This is a genomic window from Kitasatospora sp. GAS204B (genome assembly GCF_029892155.1).
Classification (GTDB): domain Bacteria; phylum Actinomycetota; class Actinomycetes; order Streptomycetales; family Streptomycetaceae; genus Kitasatospora.
In genome coordinates, this window is sequence record NZ_JARZAG010000012.1 from 177,585 (window position 1) to 198,580 (window position 20,996).

Below are 20,996 nucleotides of genomic sequence, written 5' to 3' on the forward strand. Positions count from 1 at the left end.
CGGGCGGGCCGCGTGAGGATCCTGCTGCTCGGCGCGGACGGCTTCCTGGGCCGGCACGTCGCCACCGCCCTGCGGGAACTGCCGGGAGCCGAACTGGCGACCGCTGGTCGGCGTGCGGCCCACGACCTGCGGGTTGATCTGACGAACTGTCAGGTCGAGTTGCTGGCCGTCGGCCTGGGGCGGCTGGCACCGGAGCTGGTGGTCAACTGCGCCGGAGCGGTGGCCGGCAGCGCCCGACACCAGAGCGAGGTCAACGCCCGGGGCCCGGCCGTACTCGTCGAGGCGCTCGAACTCGCCTGCCCCAAGGCACGGTTGATCCACCTCGGGTCGGCCGGCGAGTACGGCCCGGCCGATCCCGGCAGCTCGCTGAGCGAACGGGACCTGCCGCGCCCGACCGGCATCTACGGGGCGACCAAGCTGGCCGGGACCCTGGCGGTGGCCGAGTCCGCACTGGACGCGGTCTCACTGCGGGTCTTCAACCCGATCGGCCCCGGCGCCTCGGCCGCCTCACTGCCGGGGCGGCTGGCCGCCGAACTGGCCGCCCGCCCCGGCGGGGTGGTGACGGTCGGCGACCTGTCCGCCTACCGCGACTTCGTGGACGCCCGCGACGTCGGCGCGGCGGTGGTCGCCGCCGCGCTGGCCGCCGCACCGCTGCCGCGGATCCTCAACGTCGCCGGGGGGCGCGCCCAGCCCGTCCGGGCGATCGCCGAGGGACTGGCGGCGGCGGCCGGTTTCACCGGCCGGATCGAGGAGACCGGGACCGGCTCGGACCGCTCGGCCGACGTCTCCTGGCACCAGGGGGACATCTCGGCGGCCGAGCTCTCGCTCGGCTGGCGGCCCCGGATCGCGCTGGACCAGAGCCTGCGCGACCTCTGGAGCAGCGTGAGCACCGCGGCGAGCGGCCCACCGAACACCGCGTCGAGCGCCGGCCCACAGGCGGCCGGCACCCGATGACCAGCACCTCCCCGATCCGCCTGCTGGTGCCGCTGTACGTCCACCCCGCGGTGGACCCGGCGGCCTGGCAGGCGGTCGCGGCCGCCGGCCCCGAGCGGGTGCGGGCGGTCGTGCTCAACATCGCCGACGGCCCCGGCGCGGAGCCGGAACCGGTCTTCATGCAGGCCGCGGCCGAACTGACCAAGGCCGGCATCCCGTTGCTCGGCTACGTGGACACCGGCTACGGCCGGCGCCCGCACGCCTGCGTGATCGCCGAGCTGCTGAACCACCGTCAGTGGTACGGCACCACCGGGGTCTACTTCGACCAGGTCGCGGCCCACCCGGCGGCCCTCGCGCACTACCGCCGGCTGGCCACCGCGGCCCGCGCGGCCGGCTGCGACCTGGTCGTGCTCGGCCACGGTCTGCATCCTGAACCATCGTACGCGGAGCCGGAGTTCGGTGATCTGCTGGTCACCTTCGAGGGCAGCTGGACCGAGTACGGCGCCTTGGTGCTGCCACTCTGGACGGCTCATCATCCGGCCGAGCGGTTCTGCCACCTGGTCTACCAGGTCCCGGCCGAGCGGGCCGAGGCGGCGGCCGCGCTGATCACCTCCCGCCGGGCCGGCTTCGGCTGCGCGGTACCCGGGAGCGGCGACAACCCCTGGGCCACGTCGCCGCACGGGCTGGGCACAACTGACGTACCGTCGGACAGCATGGGAAGCCCTGCCCCGCCACCGCCGGATCCGAGGCATCTGGAGTGTCCGCAGTGAGCCGTCGTACCGCTGCCCTGCTGGCCGCCCTGAGCCTGACCACCGCGCTGCTGGCGAGCGCCTGCTCCAGCGACGGGGGCGGCGACGACTCGGACTCGCCCGAGCCGATCCCGACCGGCAGCGCGGCGAACTCGGCGACCGGACAACCGAGTTCCGCGCCGCCGAGCCGGCCTGCGAGCCCATCCGCGTCCGGGTCGGGGGCGGCGTCCGGGTCGCCGAGCGGTGCGGCCCCGGCCTACTGGCACCCCGCGCCGGGCACCGCCTGGCAGTGGCAACTCAGCGGCACCGTCGACCAGTCCGTCGACGTCCCGGTCTACGACATCGACGGCTTCGAGAACGACGCCTCGGTGGTCGCCGCGCTGCATGCCAAGGGCCGCAAGGTGATCTGCTACCTCAACGTCGGCGCCTGGGAGAGCTTCCGCCCCGACGCCTCGGCCTTCCCTGGCTCGGCGCTCGGCTCGGCCGACGGCTGGAAGGGCGAGAAGTGGTTCGACATCCGGCAGCTCAACGTGCTGGAGCCGCTGCTGGCCAAGCGCTTCGACATGTGCAAGGAGAAGGGCTTCGACGCGGTCGAGCCCGACCTGCTGGAGGCCTACTCCAACAACTCCGGCTTCCCGGTCACCGCCGACGACCAACTCGCCTTCAACAAGATGATCGCCGGATTGGCCCACCAACGCGGCCTCGGCGTGGCCCTGAAGAACGACGTGAACCAGGTCCCGCAGCTGGTCGACTACTTCGACTTCTCGGTCGACGAGCAGTGCGCCGAGTTCCAGGAGTGCAACGGGTTGACGCCCTTCATCAAGGAGGGCAAGGCGGTGCTGCACGTCGAGTACAACGTGCCGAACAGCCAGTACTGCGCGCAGTCCAAGCAGCTCCAGCTCAGCTCGATGGAGAAGCACCTCAACCTGGACGCCTGGCGCGAGCCGTGCTGATCACGACCCGCGCCCGGGTCGGCCTGTCCTGACCAGCGGTCAGCTCGCGGCGAGCCAGACCACCGCGACCACCACGACGACCGCGACGATCGCCACGACCGCGATCAGGCCGCCGCGGCCGCCGCCGTTGCTGCGGTGAACGGAGACGTTGCTCGGGGCCTGGGCCGCCGGCGTCTCCACAAAGGCCCGGAACATCTGGGTGCTGCCGGCGGGGTCTTCATAGTTGTTCTCAGCCATGGCATGGGACTCTAACCAATCCGGGCCTGCCCGGGACAGCCCGGGGTGAGCGGCTGATCCAAAAGAGCGAGAGATGGCCCGACCGCTCACCCCTCGCCCCGGAATGGCCATCGGACGGCGCTGGTTGTTCACACCATGACCACCACCGACGTCGCCCGCGTCCCCCTCGGCCCCTCCCAGCTCTCCGTCCACCCGTTCGCGCTCGGCGGCAACGTCTTCGGCTGGACCGCCGACGAGGCCCAGTCGTTCGCGGTCCTGGACGCCTACGCCGCCGCCGGTGGCAACTTCGTCGACACCGCCGACAGCTACTCCGCCTGGGTCCCGGGCCACCAGGGCGGCGAGTCGGAGACCGTCCTGGGCAACTGGCTGCGCTCGCGCGGCAACCGCGACCAGATCGTGGTGGCCACCAAGATCAGCCGGCACCCGCAGGCCATGGGCCTGCGCGCAGCGAACATCCGCACCGCCACCGAGGCCTCGCTGCGCCGGCTCGGCATCGAGACGATCGATCTGCTCTACACCCACTTCGACGACCCCGAGGTCCCGGTGGCCGAGATCATCGGCGCGCTGGACGAGCTGGTGAAGGAGGGCAAGGTCCGCGAGATCGCCGCCTCCAACATCAGCGCCGAACGGCTGACCGAGTCGCTCGACTTCTCCGACCGCGAGGGCCTGGCCAAGTACGTCGCCCTGCAGCCTCACTACAACCTGGTCTCGCGCGCCACCTACGAGGGCGAGCTGGCCGCCGTGGTGGCCGAGCACGGGCTGGCCGCCGTCCCCTACTACGCGCTCGCCGCCGGCTTCCTCACCGGCAAGTACCGGGTGGACGGCCCGCAGGTGGACAGCCGCCGCGCGGAAGGCGCGCTCCGCCACCTGGCCGACCCGCGCGGCCCGCGGGTGCTCGCCGCGCTGGACACCGTCGCCGCCGCCCAACAGGTCGAACCCGCCGCCGTGGCGCTCGCCTGGCTGATCGCCCAGCCCACGGTCACCGCCCCCATCGCCAGCGCCCGCACCGTCGAGCAACTCGCCCCGCTGCTGGCCGCCACCACGCTGCGGCTCACCGGCGAGGAGCTGGCACTGCTGGACGCCGCCTCGGCGTGACGGCGGAACACGTCGATCCCTGTCCACAGCCTGTGGACAGGGATCGACGCGGGGCCTGCGAGGAGCTGACAGGACCTAGGGCCGCCCCAGCTGAGTCGGGAAGTAGCCGGCGTTGAGCGTCGAGATGCGGACGCCGCGACCCGGGCGCGGGGCCTCGACGTACTGGTCGTCGCCCAGGTAGATGGCCACGTGGTGGATGCCGGAGGCGCGGCCGCTGTCCGACCAGAAGAGCAGGTCGCCGCGGCGCAACTGGTCGGCGCTGATCGGCGTGGTGGCCGCGTACTGGTCGTCCGCCACCCGGGGCAGGTCGATCCCGGCCCGGCGGTACGCCTGCTGCACCAGGCCTGAGCAGTCGTAGCCGCTGGGCCCGTTGCCGCCCCAGACGTAGGGCTTGCCGAGCTGCGCGAGCGCGAAGGCGATGGCCGGCTCGGTGCTGCTGTTGGTGGGGGCGGCGGGGGACGGGGCGCCGCTGGTGGCGCCGATGCGGCTGAGGTAGACGTCGTAGTGGCTGGTGTAACGCCACTCGCCCGCCGCGTTCTTGAACCAGTAGCGCGAGCCGTCCCAGCCCTGCTGGATGCCGTTCTCGCTGGTGGTGCTGGTGCTGCTGGTGGTGGCAGTGGTCCGGCTCAGATAGACGTCGTAGTGGCTGGTGTAGCGCCACTCCCCCGACTCGTTCTTGAACCAGTAGCGCGAACCGTCCCAGCCCGGGCCGCTCGGGGCCGACTCGGCGGCGGCGGTCCCGGCATCGAGGCCCAGGCCCAGCACGCCGGCCCCCGCGAGGACGGTGGTGGCCAGGCAGGCGCCCCGGACCGTGCGGTTGAGCCGCGGTATTCGGCCGGGCCGAGTAGCCGGCCAGGCCCGCGAACCGGCCCGGGCCACACAGTGCGGGCACCTGCACGCCTGCGGCACCGGTGACTCGCCGTGCCACTCCTCGAATCCGATCAGGGCGGGGTCGGTGGCTATCTTCATGTGCGGTTCCCTTCCTACTTCTTCGCGGCGCGCCCAACGGAATGCCCGGCGGCAGGTGCCGGGACGGTGCCCGGCAGCGCGCTCGGCACCCCGGCGGGTGCGACGAAGGCGACCAGCAGCTGCTCCATCAGTGCGCTGCGGGCGGCCTGGTCCAGCTCGTGGGTGGTGGCCCGCTCCAGCCGGCGCACCGCGAGCGCGGCGGCCTCCACCGCGTCGTCCACCAGCACCGTGCGCAGCCCCGCGTCCAGGTCGGCCAGCCGGCGGCGGCGCATCGACTCGGCCACCTCCGGCGCGTACTCCAGCGCCAGCGGCTGCACGGAGAACACCTCCAGCCCGGCCGGAGCCGCCTCGGCCGCCAACGCGCGGGTCAACTCGTCGGCGAACCACTGCCCGTCGCGCAGCGCGGGGCCCGGGGCCGCGTTGCTGTCGCAGGGCAGGGTGCTCGCGGTGCGGGTCAGCACGGCGTGGATCTGCTCGCGCAGGTACTCCTCGTGGTCGCCCACCGAGAAGACCGCGCGGGCGCTGTCCTTGATCCGCCAGACCACCAGCAACCGGACCACGATCGGCGTCCCGGACCGGTCGGTGACCTGGACCGGGTCGCTGCGCCAGTGCCGCAGCCGGACGTCCACCCGGCGCCGGCGCACCAGCGGGTTCACCCAGAGCAGCCCCGCCCGACGCACCGTCCCCCGGTAGCGCCCCCAGCGGCTGAGCACCCGGGTCTCACCGCCCGCGTTGGCCAGCAGCCCTGCCAGCACGACCAGGCCGACCAGCGCGCCCACGGTCGCCGCCGCCAGTGCCCACCCGGTCACCACCGGCCCACCCGCCAGCCGGGCAGCGCTGCCGCGCAGGTCGGGCAGTGGGTCGGCGAGCTGCGGGATCAGCCCGACCCGGGCCAGCACCAGGCCGACCGAGCCGAACGAGAGCAGCAGCGCGAGCAGGGCCACCCATCCGGGGAGCGCGAACGCCGCCCGCTCACGCAGTTCCGGGTCCACCTTCGGGGGGCGGCGGGCGGCGACCTCGGCACGGGTGTCCACACGTTGTGGATGAGCAGCCGGGGCCAGGAGCGCGACGGGATCGGGACCGGGACCGGTGCCGATCGACCCCTTCGGGAGCGGGGTCGCGCCGGCGAGGGAGCGGCGGGCGAGATCGCGGGGGAAATCGCGGGGGACGTCCATGCGGGATCCTCAGAGTCGGTTTGTTACGCGCAGTCAGGTTAAGGACATAAGTCAGCAAATGCGACATTTGGCTGATGGTGTGTCGGTTCACCGAGGTGGCGTCGGGCCCGACCCGACTCAGCGGCGTCGAGCACCCGGACCACGGGCGAGGAGCCGCCTGGTGATCAAGGTCAGCCCCGTGAGGATCAGCAGCACCCCACAACTCGCCGCCCGCCAGCCTCCGAGCGTGCTCCGGTGCAGCGGGAAGCTGTCCGCCACCGGCGGCGGCCCGAGCAGAAGGACGGAGGGGGAAGCCGGCGGGGCCACCAGCGCTGGGGAAGGTGAGGTGGAGGTGGAGGTGGACGGGGAGGGTGTCGGTGCGGCGCTGGGCACGCTGCTGCTCGAGATCGCGCCGGCACCAGCACCCGGGCTGCGGCTCACGCTCGGGCTGCTGCTGACGCTCGGGCGGAGGGTCGCGCTCGGCCTTGGGGTGGCGCTCGCGCCGGCACTCGGGCGGGCGCTCGCACTGGCACCCGGGCTCAGACCCATGCCGACACTCGGACTCGGGCTGCCGCTCGGGCTGGGGCGTGCGCTCGAACTCGGACTCGAAGTCGGAGTCTGGCTCGGAGTCGGAGTCGGGGTCGGGCTCGGAGTCGGAGTCGGAGTCGGAGTCGGGGTCGGGCTCGGAGTCGGGCTCGGAGTCGGGCTCGGAGTCGGGCTCGGAGTCGGGCTCGGGCTCGGGCTCGGAGTCGGGCTCGGGCTCGGGCTCGGGCTTGGAGTCGGGCTCGGCGTCGACGTCGGCGGCACACTCGCACTGGCGCCCCCCGCCACCACGCGCACCCGCACCGGGTCGCCCGCCGTGGTGTTGCCGGCCCGGTCGGTCGCCGTCGGGGTCAGCAGCTGCTCCCCCGCCGCCAGGTCCCGCATCGCGTTGCACCGCCAGCTGCCGTCCACCGCCGCGACCGCCGCGCACAGCGCCCCGTCCCCGCCGGCCACCACCGTCACCGTGGTTCCAGGCTCGCCCTTGCCCGCCAGGCGCGGGCGCAGCACGCGCAGTTCCTCACCGGGCCCGGGCACCGTGAGCACCGGCTTCGCGGGCGGCACGGTGTCCACCACCAGCGTGGTGGGGCGCCCGACCGCGTGGTTGCCCGCCTCGTCCACGGCGGTCGCGGTCAGCACGTGCGGCCCCTCGGCCAGTTCCTCGACCGGCAGGCAGGACCAGGACCGGTCCGCCTTCACCGCCGTCCGGCACAGCTCGTTGCCGCTGCCACTGCCGCCCCCGTCCGTCACCGAGACCGTGCTCCCGGGTCCGCCCGTGCCGGTGAGCAGCAGCCCGGGGTCGTTGGTGTACTCGGGCAGCGTGAGGACCGGCACGACCGGCGGCGTCGTGCTGACCGTGATCCGGACCGGTTCCCCGGCCTGCGCCACGCCCCCGCTGGTGGTCTCGGCCGGCCGTACCGTGTGCTCGCCCTGAGTGAGCGCCGCCTCCGGCCGGCAGGTCCAGCTGCCGTCCCGCGCCACCGTGGCCTGACAGAGGGTCACCGTGCCTTCCTGAACCGCCACGATCGCGCCCGGCACGCCGTTGTCGCCGGCGAACTGCGGCCGCGCTTCGCCGATCTCGGTGCCCGACACGGGGCTGGCGAGCTCCGGTTCGGCCGCGCCGACGCCCAGCCGGATCGCCTGGTCCTCCACCTCACCGGCGTCCGCGAAACCATCGGCCGCGACCACCTGGGCGGGGTCGCGGGCGATCCGCAGCCGCGCCCAGGTGTCGCCGGCGGCGACGCTCGGCGGCACGATCCACTCCAACGTCGCGCTGCTCGCCCCGGGCGGGACGTCGACCTGGGCCCGCTCGGTCGGCTCGAAGCGGCCGTCGCGGTCGAAATCGATCCAGCCCGCCAGCGTCGCGGCACTCTGGCCCGGGTTGATCGGCACGGTGACGTCGTAGTAGCCGCCGATCGCGGCGGTCGCCGGGAACACCAGGGTCGGGTCGTTGGCGGTGTGCTCGACCCGGCCCGGCTGGAGTTCCGGCGGCGCGGGCTGCGGCCCGCTGCCCCGGTGGCCGAGTCCGGCGGTCGGCACCGCACTGCCCGCGTCGCTGCCGAGGAAGAGGTCGGAGATCACGTGCGAGGCGTTCCCGTACCCGAGCGGCGCGCTGCCCAGCGTCTCGTCCAGCGTGACGGTGAACGCCTGCCGCAGCGCCGGGGGTGCGGTGGTGGTGCCGGGCGCCGCGGTGTCCCGCCGCTCGACCCGGAAGGTCGCGGTGTCGAAGGTGCCGTCGAGTTCGAGGCTGCCGGCCGGGTCCGCGGTCGCGTCGCCCGAGCCGTCGGTGCTGCTCGGGGTGAGCGTGCCGCCGTCCGCCGTCCAGCCCCGCCAGGGCGAGCGGGTGGTGAGCGCCGGACCGCCCGGGCTGCCGCCGGTGACGCTCAGTCGGACGGCCGAGCTGACCCGGCCGCCGGGCCCGTCCGCCGCTCCGGCCAGGCCGCTGACGTGCAGCCGGGGGTTGCGGACCGGCCGGGAGAAGCTGAGCCGCAGGGTGCCCAGGGTGCGCCAGCTGCCGTCCACCTGCGGGCGGTCCTCGCCGAGCTGGAAGGTCTCGGCGGGCGCCCCGGGGCGGACCCCGTCGACGTAGCCGGCCGCGCCGGTGGCGTCCAGCGTGCCGGGCGCGGGTCGGGCGGTGATCCCGGGGACGGCGGCGAAGTCGAGGTCGACGTCGAGCCCGGAGCGCAGCACCGCTCGCTGATTGTCCGACCACGCGTCCGGCGACTGCTGCGCCTGCGAGACGGATGGAAGCCAGCCGACCGTGAGCCCGACGGCCAGCGCCGCCGCGACCACGACCGTTCGACGGGTGGTTCCCGCGGGCATGAGACCCTCCTGTGCACACGATGTGACAAGAAGGAATCACGATCTAACGGTCCGTCACGCACGCCACCCGATCGAACAGCCTGCGAATCACCCGGACGGGCCCGCCGGGCCGGAGCCGGAAACGCCGAAGGCCCCTCGACTGAGGGGCCTTCGACAGGTGGTGCGCTCAGCAGGATTCGAACCTGCAACCTCTTGATCCGTAGTCAAGTGCTCTATCCGTTGAGCTATGAGCGCTCGGACGGCCCCGAAAAGGCGACCGCGAGCGGTGGGTTGGTGCGCTCAGCAGGATTCGAACCTGCAACCTCTTGATCCGTAGTCAAGTGCTCTATCCGTTGAGCTATGAGCGCTCGCCCTGGTGACTTGGCCACCGGGGCGGTGCGGGGACAACATTACATGACCGTCGACCTGGGGTGAAATCGATAAGTTCCGGGCAGGTCGACCGGTGCCACCGATGGCGAGAGCCCCGCCGACCGAGGTCGGCGGGGCTCTCATCGGGCGGAGGCTGAGGGATTTGAACCCTCGATGGGCTTTAAGACCCAAACCGCATTAGCAGTGCGGCGCCATAGACCGGACTAGGCGAAGCCTCCATCCACTCGGCCCATCACCGTCTCCGGTGCGGACCGCGTGCATGCGATGATGCCACAGCTCGGGGCTCCGGCACCAACCACCGCTTACGTTACTAGGCGGGTCGTCCTCTCGGCAAAAACAATGGGATACTCCAACCCCCGGAGGCAGCCCGGTCCGCGAGCGCGAACCGCAAGTCGTAAGTCGTGAGGAGACCTGTCGACGTGAGCAGCAGGCCGATCCGAGGCGCTGCTCGCCTCGCCGCGATACTCGACGCACTGCCCGACGCACTGCTGTTGGTCAACAGCAACGGCACGGTGGTGGACGCCAACCAGGCCGCCGTCCGCAGCATGCAGACCCCCGGCACCTCGCTGGTGGGGATGGGCGTGCTCGACCTGCTGCCCGAGTTCGACCCGAGCCGGATTCCCGGCTCGATGCGTCCCGCGCCCCGTGACCGTGACGAGGTCGACAAGCCGGTCCGGATGACCGCACGGCGCACCGACGGCAGCACCTTCCCGGTCGAGGTCTCCGGCAACGACTTCGCCGACGAGCACGGCAGCGAGGGCCGCGGCTACGCGTTCTCCTCCCACACCTCCTATGACTCCTACCGGGACGGCGGCGCACGCGGCTCGAACGCGGGCGACCTGCTGCTGCTCCTGGTCCGCGACCTCACCAGCCGGCTCGGCGTCGAGGCGGAGCTGCGCCGCCAGCACAAGCAGACCGAGATGATCCTGCGGGCGGCGGCCGAGGGCGTGCTCGGCGTCGACCTGGAAGGCCGGGTCGTCCTGGTCAATCCGGCGGCCGCGCACATCCTGGACTTCCGGGCCAGCGAGCTGGGCGGGCGCGAGCTGCACCCGCTGGTCCAGCACTCCCGGGCGGACGGCACGCCGCTGGCCGCCGAGGAGTCCGCGCTGCTCGACACCCTCACCTCGGGCCGCAAGCACCGGGTGCGCGGGGCCACGCTGTGGCGCAAGGACGGCAGAGCGGTCACCGTCGACCTGACGACGGCTCCGGTGCGCGACGGCGACCAGCTGGTCGGCGCGGTGATGACCTTCACCGACCGGACCAGGGAGCTGGCCCTGACCGCCCGCGCCGAGCACCTGACCGCCGTGCTGGAGACCGAGGTCAGCGGCGCCCTGGAGGCGCTGCGGCAGCGGATCGACACGCTGGCCGGCGACCCGGCCGGACAGTTGTGGCCGGAGGCCAACTGGACGCTGCGCGCGCTCGCCGACGACTGCCGGCGGTTCGGCCTGCTGATCGACGGCGTACTGGCGCACCAGCGCCACGAGCACGAACCGGCCGCCGGCGCGGAGGGACGCGAGGGCGGCGACGCGCTCGACCGCACGCAGACCTCGCTGGACAAGCTGGTCGCGCGGGCGGTGGAGTTCGCCGGGCAGCTGGTCGGCCCGGGCCGGCTGCGCTTCTCGGTGCACGCCGCCCCCGTCGAGGTGAACGCCGACCACGAGAAGCTCGCCCAGGCACTCGCCCACCTGGTGGCCGATGTGAGCGGCGCCGAGCTGACCGGCGGCCCCGGCACCGGCGGCGGCCAGCCGCCGACGGTGGTGCTGGCGGCGGCGCAGCGCGGCGAGGTGGCCCGGATCGAGGTGCGCGGCCCCGGGCGGGGCGGCAGCCGGGTGCACGTGCCGATCGCGCGCGGCCTGGTGGAGCGCCACGGCGGCGTGCTCCAGCCGCACGAGCTGCCCAATCACGCGGGCACCACCTATGTGGTGGAGCTGCCGCTGGACCCGGCGACGGCCAAGGCCGCGGCCGCCCGGGCGGCGGCGAACGGCGGGCGGCTGGTGCCCCGGGAGACCGACACGGCGGTGCTGCCCGATCTGCCGGGCCTGGCGGGCGGACCCACCGCGCCGGCCGAGAGCCCGGCGACGAACGGGGCGAACGGGGCGGACAGGTCGGACGGCGAGACCGGCTCGACCGAGGGCGCCCCGGCAGCGGTCGGTGGCGCGGCCGGCAGCCGTGCCGAGCGTGGACCGCTCGCCCTTGGCCCCGGTCCCAGCGGCCCGGACGGTCCCAGCGGCCCGGACGGTTCCAGCGGCCCGAGCGAATCGGCGGGGCGCGGTCCGATCGCGCTCGGCCCCGGCCCGAACCCCACCGAACAGCAGCCGACCCAGTCGGCCCGGCGGCGGCGGGCGCTGCCCGCACAGCCGACCGAGCCCGAGCCGCCGGCCGCGGCGCTCGCGCTGCCCGGGGTGCCGGGGCCCGGCACCCCGCTCTACCCGGGTCTCGAGCACGCGCTGCCGCCCGTGCCGAGCGAGCCGGCGATCGTCGAGGCCGCCGCGGCTCCCGAACAGCAGCAGCCCACCGGGCGGCGCCGCCGGCTCGGCATCCCTGGCGCGGCACAGCCTGCCTTGGAGCAGGCCCAGCCCGCACTGGAAGCGGCCCGGCCCGCGCCCGACGCGCCGTCCGCCGGCCCGTCCAGCGCGCTCGCGCTGCCCGAGCCGGCGCCGTCGCTGCCCGCCGTGCCGCCGCAGAGCACCCCGCCGCTGCCGCAGCAGGTGCCGGTGGGCAGCGGGCTGGGCGAGCTGGCGCCGCCGCGCCCGGCCGGGTTCGCCAGCGCCTTCCCGGCCGCGTTCCCGACGCCGGCCATCGCCGTCCCGAGCCCCCCGCACGTGCCCGGCCCCGGCGAGCCGCGCACGCCGCCGCGCCCGATCGCCGAGCTGGCCCCGGCCGCGACCGGCACGCCGTCAGGCCCCGGCGACAGCGACAGCGGGCTGCCCCGGCTCTCCGGCGAGGACGATCCGGTCGCCGCCACCGCCGACGCCACGCCACGGGTGCCCGAGTACCCGGACTACCCGACGATGGTCAACCCGGCCGCCGACGGCCGCCCGCGCCGGCTGCTGGTCTGGCCGGAGCCGGACCCGTCGACCAAGCAGGCGCTCCAGGACCGCGGCTACCGCCCGGTGATAGTCCGCTCCCGCGAGGAGGTGGACGCCCAGGTCGCCGCGTACCCGGCGGCCCTCTTCGTCGACCCGCTGACCGGCCCGATCACCCGTACCGCGCTGCAGTCGCTGCGCACCGCCGCGCTCAACAGCCGGGTGCCGGTGCTGGTCACCGCCGGTCTCGGCCAGGCCACCAGGGACGCCGCGTACGGGGCCGACCCGGCCGTGCTGCTGCGGGCGCTGGCGCCCAGGGACAGTGAGAACCACGCCGCCCGGGTGCTGCTGGTGGAGAGCGACCCGGACATCGCCGCCGCACTGACCAGCAGCCTGGAGCGGCGCGGCATGCACGTCGAGCACGCCGTCTCGGAGAACGACGCCGTCTCCAAGGCGAGCAGCGTGCAGCCCAACCTGGTGGTGATGGACCTGCTGCAGATCCGCCGCCGCCGGATGGGCCTGCTCGACTGGCTGCGCGCCAACGACCGCCTGCACCGCACCCCGCTGGTCGTCTACACCTCGGTCGACCTCGACCCCGCCGAGCTGCCGCGGCTGCGCACCGGCGAGACCGTGCTCTTCCTGGCCGAGCGTTCCACCAGCGCCGACGTGCAGGCGCGGATCGTGGACCTGCTGGGACGGATCGGCTCGCTCGGCGAGGTGACTGCGGCCGGCTGACAGGTCGGCTGACGGGTCGGCGCCGGGCCCCGTCGCGGGGTCCGGCGCCGACGCGGCGTCACTCCTTGCCGAGCACCGTGACGTCCAGCTCCTTCGCGGCGTAGGAGGCGCGGATCACCTTCTTGTCGAACTTGCCGACCGAGGTCTTCGGCACCGCGGGCACCAGCGCCCAGCGCTCGGGCAGCTGCCAGGAGGCGATCCGCCCGGCCAGGAAGGTCCGCAGGCCGCGCAGGTCGACGGTGGCGCCGGGGCGCAGCACCACGGTGGCCAGCGGCCGCTCGCCCCACTTCTCGTCGGGAACGGCGACCACCGCGGCCTCGGCGATCTCCGGGTGAGCCATCAGGTGGTTCTCCAGCTCGACCGAGGAGATCCACTCGCCGCCGGACTTGATCACGTCCTTGGCCCGGTCGGTGAGGGTGAGGAAGCCGTCGGGGGTGATGGTGCCCACGTCGCCGGTGCGCAGCCAGCCGTCCTCGGTGAACTTGTCCTCGGGGCGCTCGGGTTCGCGGTCCGGGCCGCCGTAGTAGGCGCCGGCGATCCACGGGCCGCGCACCTCCAGCTCACCGGCCGAGACGCCGTCGTGCGGCACCCGCTCGCCGCCCGGGCCGGTCAGCCGGGCCTGGACCGAGGCCGGGAAGACGCCCTGGGTGATCCGGTAGGCCCACTCCTCGTCCTCGGTCAGGCCGGCCGGGGGCAGGCCGAAGGTGCCCAGCGGGGAGGTCTCGGTCATGCCCCAGGCGTGCACCACCCGGATACCGTGGCGCTCCTCGAAGCCGCGCATCAGCGCGGGCGGGCAGGCCGAGCCGCCGATCACCACCTGGCGCAACGAGGAGGTGTCGTAGGACTGCTGACGGTCCGTCGGGTGATCGAGCTCGTCCAGCAATCCGTTCCAGATGGTCGGCACGGCCGCGCTGACGGTGGGTCGGATCCGCTCGATCATGGTGGCCAGCGGCTGCGGCTGCAGGAAGCGGTCGGGCATCAGCAGGCTCGCGCCGGACATGAAGGCGGCGTGCGGGATGCCCCAGGCGCCGACGTGGAACATCGGGACCACGGGCAGCGCGATGTCCTGCTGGGTGAGGGCGAAGGTGGCGGCCGAGTTGACCTGCAGGCAGTGCAGGTAGAGCGAACGGTGGCTGTAGACCACGCCCTTGGGGTCGCCCGTGGTGCCGGAGGTGTAGCAGATCATCGCCGGGCGGCGCTCGTCCAGCTCCTCCTGCCACGGGTAGTCGGTGGGGCGGCCGGCCAGCAGTTCCTCGTAGTCGTGCACGGTGCCGGCGAAGCCGGCCAGCAGCGAGCGGTCGCCCGGGCCGCTGACCACGATGTGCTTGAGGGTCGGCGCCAACCGCGGCAGCACGGCGGCCAGCAGCGGGAGCACGCTGCCGTTGACGATGATCGCGTGGTCGGCCGCGTGGTCGATGATGAATGCCAACTGCGCAGCCGGCAGGCGCAGGTTGAGGGTGTGCAGCACCGAACCCATGGCCGGCACCGCGAGGTAGGCCTCCAGGTGGTCGGCGTTGTTCCACATCAAGGTCCCGATGACGGTGTCGGGCGTGGCGTCCAACTCGTCGCGCAGGGCGTAGGCGAGTTGCGCGGCGCGGGCGCCGACCTCGGCGAAGCTGCGCACCTCGGGGCCGTTCTCGGTCCAGGTGGTCACGGTGGAGCGCCCGTGGATGGTCGCGCCGTGCCCCAGGATGCGGGCGACGGTGAGCGGTACGTCCTGCATGGTGCTGAACACGCGGGTCCTCCTTGACCGGGCTGCCTGCCTTCGGCCACCGCGCCGGCTACCGGCAGGTAGCAGGGGTGGCCCGCTGCCGATTCTGGCCCTGGCGGAAGCGGATGTCAGTAGCTCCGGGGCGAATGAGACGATCGGCTCAAAAGCCGCTGGTCGCGGGGTGGCTCGGGGCCGGATCCGGCCCGGACTCGGCGGCACCGCGCAGGTCGGCGGGTGCCAGTCGATCATGCGGCCGGCAGGCTCAGCGCAGGTCGGTCAGGTCGGTCAGCTCCGCCCGCTCCGCCTCCGGGAGCCAGTCCCGCTCCGGGCGGTACTCCAGCCAGCGGTTGCGGCGCCCGACCTCGGCGAAGCCGCGCAGCAGGGCGGCGACGGCCGGGTGGGCGGCGTGGCGCGGCCAGCTGAGCGACCAGGCGTAGAGCGGGGTCGGGTCGACCAGCGGCACGGCGCGCAGCCCCGCCGGGGTCGTCCCCTCGGGCAGCGGGACGTCGGCCGGGAGCAGGGCGAAAGCGTCCGGGTGCTCCCGCAGCTGGGCCAGGAAGTGCTCGGCGCCGAGGTTGGCCTCCGGCACCAGCGCCGCGCCCAGCTCGAAGCGCTCGGCGAACCGCTGCAGGAAGTCCAACCGCTCCAGCGCGGCCGGCAGCAGCAGCCGCCCGCCGCGCAGTTCGGCCGGCCGCAGCGCGTCGGCTCCGGCCAGCGGGTGGCCGGGCCCGAGGATCACGTCCACCGGTTCGAGCCGGACCAGGCGGTGCGCCAGCTCCTGGTCCCGCCGGTCCCCCAGCGCGTGGTAGCGGCCGAACCCGGCGTCCACCTCCCCGCGCAGCAACGCACCGGCCACCGAGGGCAGGTCGCGTCCGTGCCCGATCTCGACGGCCGACGGCGTTTGCGCGTCGAGCACCTGACGCACCGTCCGCAGCGGTGCGAACAGGTGCCCCCAGACGTCCAGCCGCAGCGGCCGGACCGTCCCGCGCACGGCCGTCACAGCCGCCTCCCCGGCCGACAGCAGTGCGCGGGCCGGCTCCAGGAAGCGCTCGCCCGCCGCCGTCAGCTCCACCCCGCGTCCGCCCCGCCCGTCCCGCTCCAGCAGCCGCTCCCCCAGCGCCTCCTCCAGTCGCGCGATCCGCTTGGAGAGCGCCTGCTGAGTGATCGACAGCTCCTCGGCGGCGTGCCGGAAGTGGCGGTGCTCGGTGGTCGCGACGAAGGCGCGCACCTGGGCGAGGTCGAGGTCCATGCCCCTCATCTTGACCGACAACCGTCGGTTGTCGGGGCCTCGGGCGGGTTGTTGGCCCGGCCCCGGGCGGCGGCGGTTGGCTGTGAGCACGGCAGCACGGCAGCACGGCAGCACGGAGCTTCGGAGCAGTCGGAGAACTCGAGAACTCGAGAAGGAGCAGGCGGATGAAGGCGTTCGTGCCCACCGGCACACCGCACGAGCTCGGCCCCACCGTGCGCCTGGCCGAGGTCGAGGAGCCGGTGCAGCGGCCCGACCAGGCGCTGGTCAAGGTCGAGGCGTACTCGGTGAACCGCGGCGAGACCTTCGTGCTGGAGCGCCCGCCGGCCGGCTGGCGGCCCGGCAAGGACGTGGCCGGGCTGGTGGTCCAGGCCGCGCCGGACGGCTCCGGGCCGCCGGTGGGGCGCCGCGTGGTGGCCCACCCGCCGGCCCTCGGCTGGGCCGAGTACGTCGCGGTGCCGACCACCGCGCTGGCCCCGATCCCCGATCGGCTGAGCACCGCCCAGGCCGCCGCGCTCCCGCTGGCCGGGCTGACCGCGCTGCGCCTGCTGCGCACCGCCGCCCGGCACACCGGACACCTGGCGGGCCGGCGGATCCTGCTCACCGGCGCCTCCGGCGGGGTCGGGCACTACGTCACCGAACTCGCCGCCGCGGCCGGCGCGCGGGTGACCGCCGTCAGTGCCTCGGCCGAGCGCGGCGGGCGGCTGGGCGAGCTGGGCGCGGCCGAGGTGGTGCGGCAGGTCGAGCAGGCCGAGGGGCCGTTCGACCTGGTGCTGGAGTCCACCGGCGGCGCCGACCTGCCGCTCGCACTGGACCGGCTGGCGCCGCGCGGGCTGCTGCTCTGGTTCGGGCAGGCCAGCCGGCAGCCGGTGACGCTGGACTTCTTCGCCATCCTGAACGGGCCGGTCAGCGCCACCATCCGGCAGTTCAGCTACGCCGACGTGGACGGGCCGGACGGGCCCGACCTGGCCACCCTGGTACGCCTGACCGCCGACGGGCGGCTGCACCCGGAAATCGGCACGGTCCGGGACTGGACGCGGACCGGCGAGGTGCTGGCCGAGCTGCGCGGGCGGCGGATCCGCGGCAACGCCGTACTGACCGTCAACTGACATGCAATTCACGAGCATTGGGAGAGGAAGAGTCATGAGCGAGGAACTCACCCCGAAGGCCGTGGTGGTCCGCTACGTCAACGCCGTCGCCGCGGGAGACCTGGCGACCATCGTGGACAGCTTCACCGAGGACGCCACCTGGTGCTACCCCGGCGACGTCCCGCTGACCCGGGTGTGGACCGGCCGCGATGCGATCGTCAACGACTTCCTGGTCGGCGCGGGCGCGCTCTTCGCCCCGGACGGGGCGCCGACGGTGACCCTGACGAACGTGCTGGCGGACGGCGACCAGGTGGTCGCCGAGTGGCGCTCCGAGGGAGTGACGGTGGCCGGTGCGCGGTACGACAACCAGTGTCTGGGGGTGTTCACCGTCCGCGCGGGCCGGATCGCGACGGTGCGCGAGTACGCGGACACCCAGCACGTCGCCAAGGTGCTCTTCCCAGACGCGTGAGTGACGTGCGGCCTAGGGCCTGTACGGCGGATCTTTTCGGATGAGCCCGCGGCGTTGGGCGCCCGGCTGGGCGTGCGCCCGAGTCGTCCTCGTACTGGACGTACTTGGGCGATTCGGGCGTGCGTCCAGCCGGGATGCCCGGCGTCGCGGGCCCGGAAAGATCCGCCGTACAGGCCCTAGCGGGCGACCAGGGCGTCCAACTGGTCGCGGTCGAGCGTGAGTTTGAGGCCACCGTAGGACTCGGTGACCTCGCCGCGCAGCTGGTGGGCCCGACGGTGCGCCGACCACTGGTCGTCCGTCAGGACGCCGCCGCCGTCCAGGCTGGTGCGGCTGTCCCAGCGGGCGTACCAGACGGCGTCGGGCAGCGGGGCAGCCCCGGCCCGGGCGGCGGCGGCCAGGTCGGCGACGCCGCTGTCGAGATTGGAGTAGAACCCCGCGAAGTAGCCGGCGTTGTGCAGCGCCTGGGTCCAGCCGAGGGTGAAGTCCACCACCGCCTTCGCGCAGCCCGGGTCGCCGCCGCGGTAGTCCTCCATGTCCAGGTAGACCGGGCTGCCGGGGCCGATGCCGATCCGCTGGGCGCCGTGCACCGCCTCGGCCGCCTCCTGCCGGCCCTGGTCGACGGCCTGCGCCGGGTCGATCCGCTGGGGCTTGTTCGGGGTGTCGTTGCACGGCGCCTGCCGTCCGACGTGGGTCGGGATCAGCCGCCAGCCCAGCGTCCGGACCTGGCGCACCCAGTCGGCGGTCAGCCGGGGCTGGGTGCAGCCGCGCTGCCGGCCGCTGGTGTAGACGCCGACCGCGCCGTACGGGGAGGCGCCGCGCCAGGCGCGCATGGCGTCCAGCGACGGGGCGGTGCAGGTGTCGAAGGCGCTGCCGGTGAAGACGGTCTGCGGGCCGGCGGCCAGCGCGGCCGCACCTGGATCCGGCAGCACGGTCGGCGGCGCGGCCGGGGCGGCTGGAGCTGACGGGGCGTCCGGGGCTGAATCCGGCGGCGGCACGGGGGCGTTGGACGCCGGATGCGCGGAGTGTCCCGGGTGTGCTGGGTGTCCCGGGTGCCCTGGGGATCCCGGGTGCCCCGACGCCGGGGTCCGGCTGGCCGTCTCGGCGTACGCGAGCGGGAAGCCCCGCACCGCACTTCCGTCGGTGGCCAGCAGCAGAACGAGGGCGGCGGCCGACAGCGCCGCCGAACGCAGGTAGCGGACCATCCCTCGATACTGGCCGCGTCTGACGGCTCGTCGGGCGATCCGGGGGCGGACGCGCCGCCCACGCGCTCCAGGATCACCCGGGCGGCGCAGCGCCGGACCGGGCCGACGCCGGACATGCCGGTGGGCGGTGCCGTTGCCGACACCGCCCACCGGCTCGGGGCGCGGTGACCCTTTCCGCCGCCCGTCACCGACTCACTTGATGATCGGCGCGAAGTCGATCTTGACGTCCTTGTTCGACTGGTCCGCGTAGACCCAGCCCGAGTTGTCCTTCACCCCAACGGTGTTGTTCTGGTTGGAGGCGCCGCTGCCGGTCGCCGTCTGCTGGGTGGCGTTGTAGTTGCCGTCGACGGAGCCGAAGATGTTGCCGCTGCCCACGTTGGACACGACGCTGCTGTTGGACCCGTCGTTGGCCCCGCCCACGTTGTCGGCGAAGGCCGCTCCGGCGCCGGCCAGCAGCAGGCCTGCGGCGAGCGGAGCGGCGGCCAGTGCGACGATCACCCGAGCGGTGCGGTTGCGTGCCATGGAATCCTCCAGAAATCCGGAAGTGGACTGATTGCTGCGGGAGTTCGCGGCCAGACGAACTCCTGCGGGCTGCGACGCCGAGATCAGCATTCAGCGGCCACCCGCCGATCCGCCAGCCCCCACTCGACAATTAGCTCGATCGCGTGAAGTCGGAACGCTAAACCCGCGGCCCCGAAATGCCGATATCCATAGGCCGTTCTTCGGCCAAGGCCACCCGTGACCAGCCTGGTCCCAGCACGACGGCAGGCCGCGCCACCCCACCCGCGCCACCCCGGAATGGCTCAGAACAGCTTGCCCGGATTGAGGATTCCCAGCGGGTCGAACAATCCTTTCATCTGCTTTTGCAGCTCAAGTCCGACCGGCCCCAGCTCCCGTGCCAGCCATTCCCGCTTGAGCAGTCCGACCCCGTGCTCGCCGGTGATAGTGCCGCCCAGCTCCAGACCGAGCGCCATGATCGCCTCGAAGGACTCCATGGCCCGGGCCACCTGGTCCGGATCCTTCGCGTCGAAGGCGACGATCGGGTGGGTGTTGCCGTCGCCCGCGTGGCAGCAGACGCCGATGGTCAGCCCGCAACGCTCGCCGATCTCGGCCACGCCGGTCAGCATCTCGGCCATCCGGGAACGCGGCACCGCCACGTCGTCGACCATCGTGGTGCCCAGGGTGTCCATCGCGGTCAGCGCCAGGCGCCGGGCCTGCAGCAGCAGTTCCGACTCGGCCTGGTCCTCGGCCGGCACCACCTCGGTGGCCCCCGCGGCCCGGCACAGCTCGGCGACCGCCGTCAGCTCCCGGGTCCGCTCCGGACCGTCGAAGGCCACCAGCAGCAGCGCCTCGGTGTGCTCCGGCAGCCCCATCCGCCCGTAACTGTTGACCGCCCTGACCACCACCGCGTCCATCAGCTCCATCAGCGAGGGCGTGAAGCCGGCCTGGGTGATCGCGTTGACCGCCGCGCAGGCCGCCGTCGCGCCGCCGAACTCCGCCACCAGCGCCAACTGCGGCGCGGGCGCTGGCTTGAGCGCCAGCACCGCGCCGACCACCACGCCCAGGGTGCCCTCCGACCCGACGAAGAGCCGGGTCAGGTCGTAGCCGGCCACGCCCTTGGCGGTGCGCCGCCCGGTGCGCAGCAGCCGGCCGTCGGCCAGCACCACGTCGAGACCGAGCACGTACTCGCTGGTCACCCCGTACTTGACGCAGCACAGGCCGCCCGCGCCGGTGCCGATGTTGCCGCCGATGGTGCAGGACTCCCAGCTGGACGGGTCCGGCGGGTAGGCCAGGCCGAGCTCCTCGGCGGCCCGGGAGAGCGCGGCGTTGACCACCCCGGGCTCGACCACCGCGATCCGGTCGACCGGGTCCAGCTCCAGGATCCGGTCCATCTTCAGCAGCGACAGCAGGATGCAGCCCGCCACCGCGTTCGCCCCGCCGGACAACCCCGTCCTGGCCCCCTGCGGGACCACCGGGACGCGCAGCTCGGTCGCGGTGCGCAGGACGTGCTGGACCTGTTCGACCGTGCTCGGGAAGACCAGCACGGCCGGCTCGCCGGCCTCGCAGAAGCCGGCCATGTCATGCCGGTAGGCGGCGGTCACCGCCGGATCGACGACCACCGCCGCCTCGGGCAGCCCCGCCCGCAGGCGGTCCATCAGCTCGCTCATCACTGGCCCTCTCCTCGTCCTCGGAGGAGG

Annotated in this window: 16 protein-coding genes and 3 tRNA genes; 7 read left to right on the top strand and 12 right to left on the bottom strand. The window is 73.9% G+C overall.

From position 1 onward, the window contains the following. The first annotated feature begins 12 nt into the window (after positions 1-12). From P3T41_RS18680 to P3T41_RS18690, 3 genes are read left to right on the top strand one after another with little or no spacing between them, the layout of a single operon-like run. On the top strand, positions 13-954 hold the full coding sequence (locus tag P3T41_RS18680; RefSeq protein WP_280691059.1) for an NAD(P)-dependent oxidoreductase: 942 nt from the start codon (positions 13-15) through the stop codon (positions 952-954). Continuing rightward, positions 951-1,703, top strand: a complete 753-nt coding sequence (locus P3T41_RS18685; protein ID WP_280691060.1) for a spherulation-specific family 4 protein — start codon at positions 951-953, stop codon at positions 1,701-1,703. Before P3T41_RS18680 ends, P3T41_RS18685 begins: the two co-directional genes overlap by 4 nt. Continuing rightward, positions 1,691-2,635 (top strand): endo alpha-1,4 polygalactosaminidase, encoded by a 945-nt coding sequence (locus P3T41_RS18690; protein WP_280691061.1) that lies wholly within the window; start codon positions 1,691-1,693, stop codon positions 2,633-2,635. Before P3T41_RS18685 ends, P3T41_RS18690 begins: the two co-directional genes overlap by 13 nt. A 39-nt stretch (positions 2,636-2,674) precedes the next feature. On the opposite strand, the gene P3T41_RS18695 is transcribed toward P3T41_RS18690, so the two are convergent. Further along, positions 2,675-2,872 (bottom strand): hypothetical protein, encoded by a 198-nt coding sequence (locus P3T41_RS18695; RefSeq protein ID WP_280691062.1) that lies wholly within the window; start codon positions 2,870-2,872, stop codon positions 2,675-2,677. A gap of 135 nt (positions 2,873-3,007) precedes the next feature. On the opposite strand from P3T41_RS18695, the gene P3T41_RS18700 reads away from it, so the two are divergent. Then, positions 3,008-3,967 (top strand): aldo/keto reductase, encoded by a 960-nt coding sequence (locus P3T41_RS18700; protein WP_280691063.1) that lies wholly within the window; start codon positions 3,008-3,010, stop codon positions 3,965-3,967. A gap of 75 nt (positions 3,968-4,042) precedes the next feature. Here P3T41_RS18700 and P3T41_RS18705 read toward each other — a convergent pair whose 3' ends face one another. From P3T41_RS18705 to P3T41_RS18730, 6 genes are all read right to left on the bottom strand, one after another. After that, positions 4,043-4,936, bottom strand: coding sequence for a C40 family peptidase (locus tag P3T41_RS18705; protein WP_280691064.1), 894 nt, complete (start codon positions 4,934-4,936; stop codon positions 4,043-4,045). 14 nt (positions 4,937-4,950) lie between these two features. Then, positions 4,951-6,111 (bottom strand): SPFH domain-containing protein, encoded by a 1,161-nt coding sequence (locus P3T41_RS18710; RefSeq protein WP_280691065.1) that lies wholly within the window; start codon positions 6,109-6,111, stop codon positions 4,951-4,953. Between the two features lie 117 nt (positions 6,112-6,228). Further along, complete coding sequence (locus P3T41_RS18715; RefSeq protein WP_280691066.1) at positions 6,229-8,952, bottom strand: Ig-like domain-containing protein; 2,724 nt, start codon at positions 8,950-8,952, stop codon at positions 6,229-6,231. A gap of 158 nt (positions 8,953-9,110) precedes the next feature. Continuing rightward, a tRNA-Arg gene (locus P3T41_RS18720) sits at positions 9,111-9,186 on the bottom strand. Positions 9,187-9,223: 37 nt separating this feature from the next. Further along, positions 9,224-9,299: transfer RNA gene (locus P3T41_RS18725), tRNA-Arg, on the bottom strand. 149 nt (positions 9,300-9,448) lie between these two features. Further along, positions 9,449-9,539: transfer RNA gene (locus P3T41_RS18730), tRNA-Ser, on the bottom strand. A 201-nt stretch (positions 9,540-9,740) separates the two neighbouring features. Between P3T41_RS18730 and P3T41_RS18735 the strand changes: the two genes are divergently transcribed. Beyond that, positions 9,741-13,082 (top strand): PAS domain-containing protein, encoded by a 3,342-nt coding sequence (locus P3T41_RS18735; protein WP_280691067.1) that lies wholly within the window; start codon positions 9,741-9,743, stop codon positions 13,080-13,082. A 58-nt stretch (positions 13,083-13,140) separates the two neighbouring features. Here P3T41_RS18735 and P3T41_RS18740 read toward each other — a convergent pair whose 3' ends face one another. Next, positions 13,141-14,817: a long-chain fatty acid--CoA ligase gene (locus P3T41_RS18740; RefSeq protein WP_280691068.1), complete on the bottom strand. Its 1,677-nt coding sequence runs from the start codon at positions 14,815-14,817 to the stop codon at positions 13,141-13,143. A 238-nt stretch (positions 14,818-15,055) separates the two neighbouring features. Next, positions 15,056-16,042: a LysR family transcriptional regulator gene (locus P3T41_RS18745; protein WP_280691069.1), complete on the bottom strand. Its 987-nt coding sequence runs from the start codon at positions 16,040-16,042 to the stop codon at positions 15,056-15,058. Positions 16,043-16,206: 164 nt separating this feature from the next. On the opposite strand from P3T41_RS18745, the gene P3T41_RS18750 reads away from it, so the two are divergent. Continuing rightward, positions 16,207-17,148, top strand: coding sequence for a zinc-binding dehydrogenase (locus P3T41_RS18750; RefSeq protein WP_280691070.1), 942 nt, complete (start codon positions 16,207-16,209; stop codon positions 17,146-17,148). 34 nt (positions 17,149-17,182) lie between these two features. Then, positions 17,183-17,596, top strand: coding sequence for a nuclear transport factor 2 family protein (locus tag P3T41_RS18755; protein ID WP_280691071.1), 414 nt, complete (start codon positions 17,183-17,185; stop codon positions 17,594-17,596). A 176-nt stretch (positions 17,597-17,772) separates the two neighbouring features. Here the strand turns inward: P3T41_RS18755 and P3T41_RS18760 are convergent, their stop codons facing one another. From P3T41_RS18760 to P3T41_RS18770, 3 genes are all read right to left on the bottom strand, one after another. After that, on the bottom strand, positions 17,773-18,798 hold the full coding sequence (locus P3T41_RS18760; protein WP_280691074.1) for a DUF1906 domain-containing protein: 1,026 nt from the start codon (positions 18,796-18,798) through the stop codon (positions 17,773-17,775). Between the two features lie 192 nt (positions 18,799-18,990). Continuing rightward, positions 18,991-19,320: a hypothetical protein gene (locus P3T41_RS18765; protein WP_280691075.1), complete on the bottom strand. Its 330-nt coding sequence runs from the start codon at positions 19,318-19,320 to the stop codon at positions 18,991-18,993. A 281-nt stretch (positions 19,321-19,601) separates the two neighbouring features. After that, positions 19,602-20,966, bottom strand: coding sequence for an FAD-linked oxidase C-terminal domain-containing protein (locus tag P3T41_RS18770; protein ID WP_280691077.1), 1,365 nt, complete (start codon positions 20,964-20,966; stop codon positions 19,602-19,604). Positions 20,967-20,996 lie beyond the last annotated feature (30 nt).

Excerpts from the sequence above, each read along its gene's own strand:
- P3T41_RS18685 (WP_280691060.1), top strand. The coding sequence starts at position 951 with ATGACCAGCACCTCCCCGATCCGCCTGCTGGTGCCGCTGTACGTCCAC.
- P3T41_RS18695 (WP_280691062.1), bottom strand. The coding sequence starts at position 2,872 with ATGGCTGAGAACAACTATGAAGACCCCGCCGGCAGCACCCAGATGTTC.
- P3T41_RS18700 (WP_280691063.1), top strand. The coding sequence starts at position 3,008 with ATGACCACCACCGACGTCGCCCGCGTCCCCCTCGGCCCCTCCCAGCTC.
- P3T41_RS18705 (WP_280691064.1), bottom strand. The coding sequence starts at position 4,936 with ATGAAGATAGCCACCGACCCCGCCCTGATCGGATTCGAGGAGTGGCAC.
- P3T41_RS18710 (WP_280691065.1), bottom strand. The coding sequence starts at position 6,111 with ATGGACGTCCCCCGCGATTTCCCCCGCGATCTCGCCCGCCGCTCCCTC.
- P3T41_RS18715 (WP_280691066.1), bottom strand. The coding sequence starts at position 8,952 with ATGCCCGCGGGAACCACCCGTCGAACGGTCGTGGTCGCGGCGGCGCTG.
- P3T41_RS18745 (WP_280691069.1), bottom strand. The coding sequence starts at position 16,042 with ATGGACCTCGACCTCGCCCAGGTGCGCGCCTTCGTCGCGACCACCGAG.
- P3T41_RS18750 (WP_280691070.1), top strand. The coding sequence starts at position 16,207 with ATGAAGGCGTTCGTGCCCACCGGCACACCGCACGAGCTCGGCCCCACC.
- P3T41_RS18755 (WP_280691071.1), top strand. The coding sequence starts at position 17,183 with ATGAGCGAGGAACTCACCCCGAAGGCCGTGGTGGTCCGCTACGTCAAC.
- P3T41_RS18760 (WP_280691074.1), bottom strand. The coding sequence starts at position 18,798 with ATGGTCCGCTACCTGCGTTCGGCGGCGCTGTCGGCCGCCGCCCTCGTT.
- P3T41_RS18765 (WP_280691075.1), bottom strand. The coding sequence starts at position 19,320 with ATGGCACGCAACCGCACCGCTCGGGTGATCGTCGCACTGGCCGCCGCT.
- P3T41_RS18770 (WP_280691077.1), bottom strand. The coding sequence starts at position 20,966 with ATGAGCGAGCTGATGGACCGCCTGCGGGCGGGGCTGCCCGAGGCGGCG.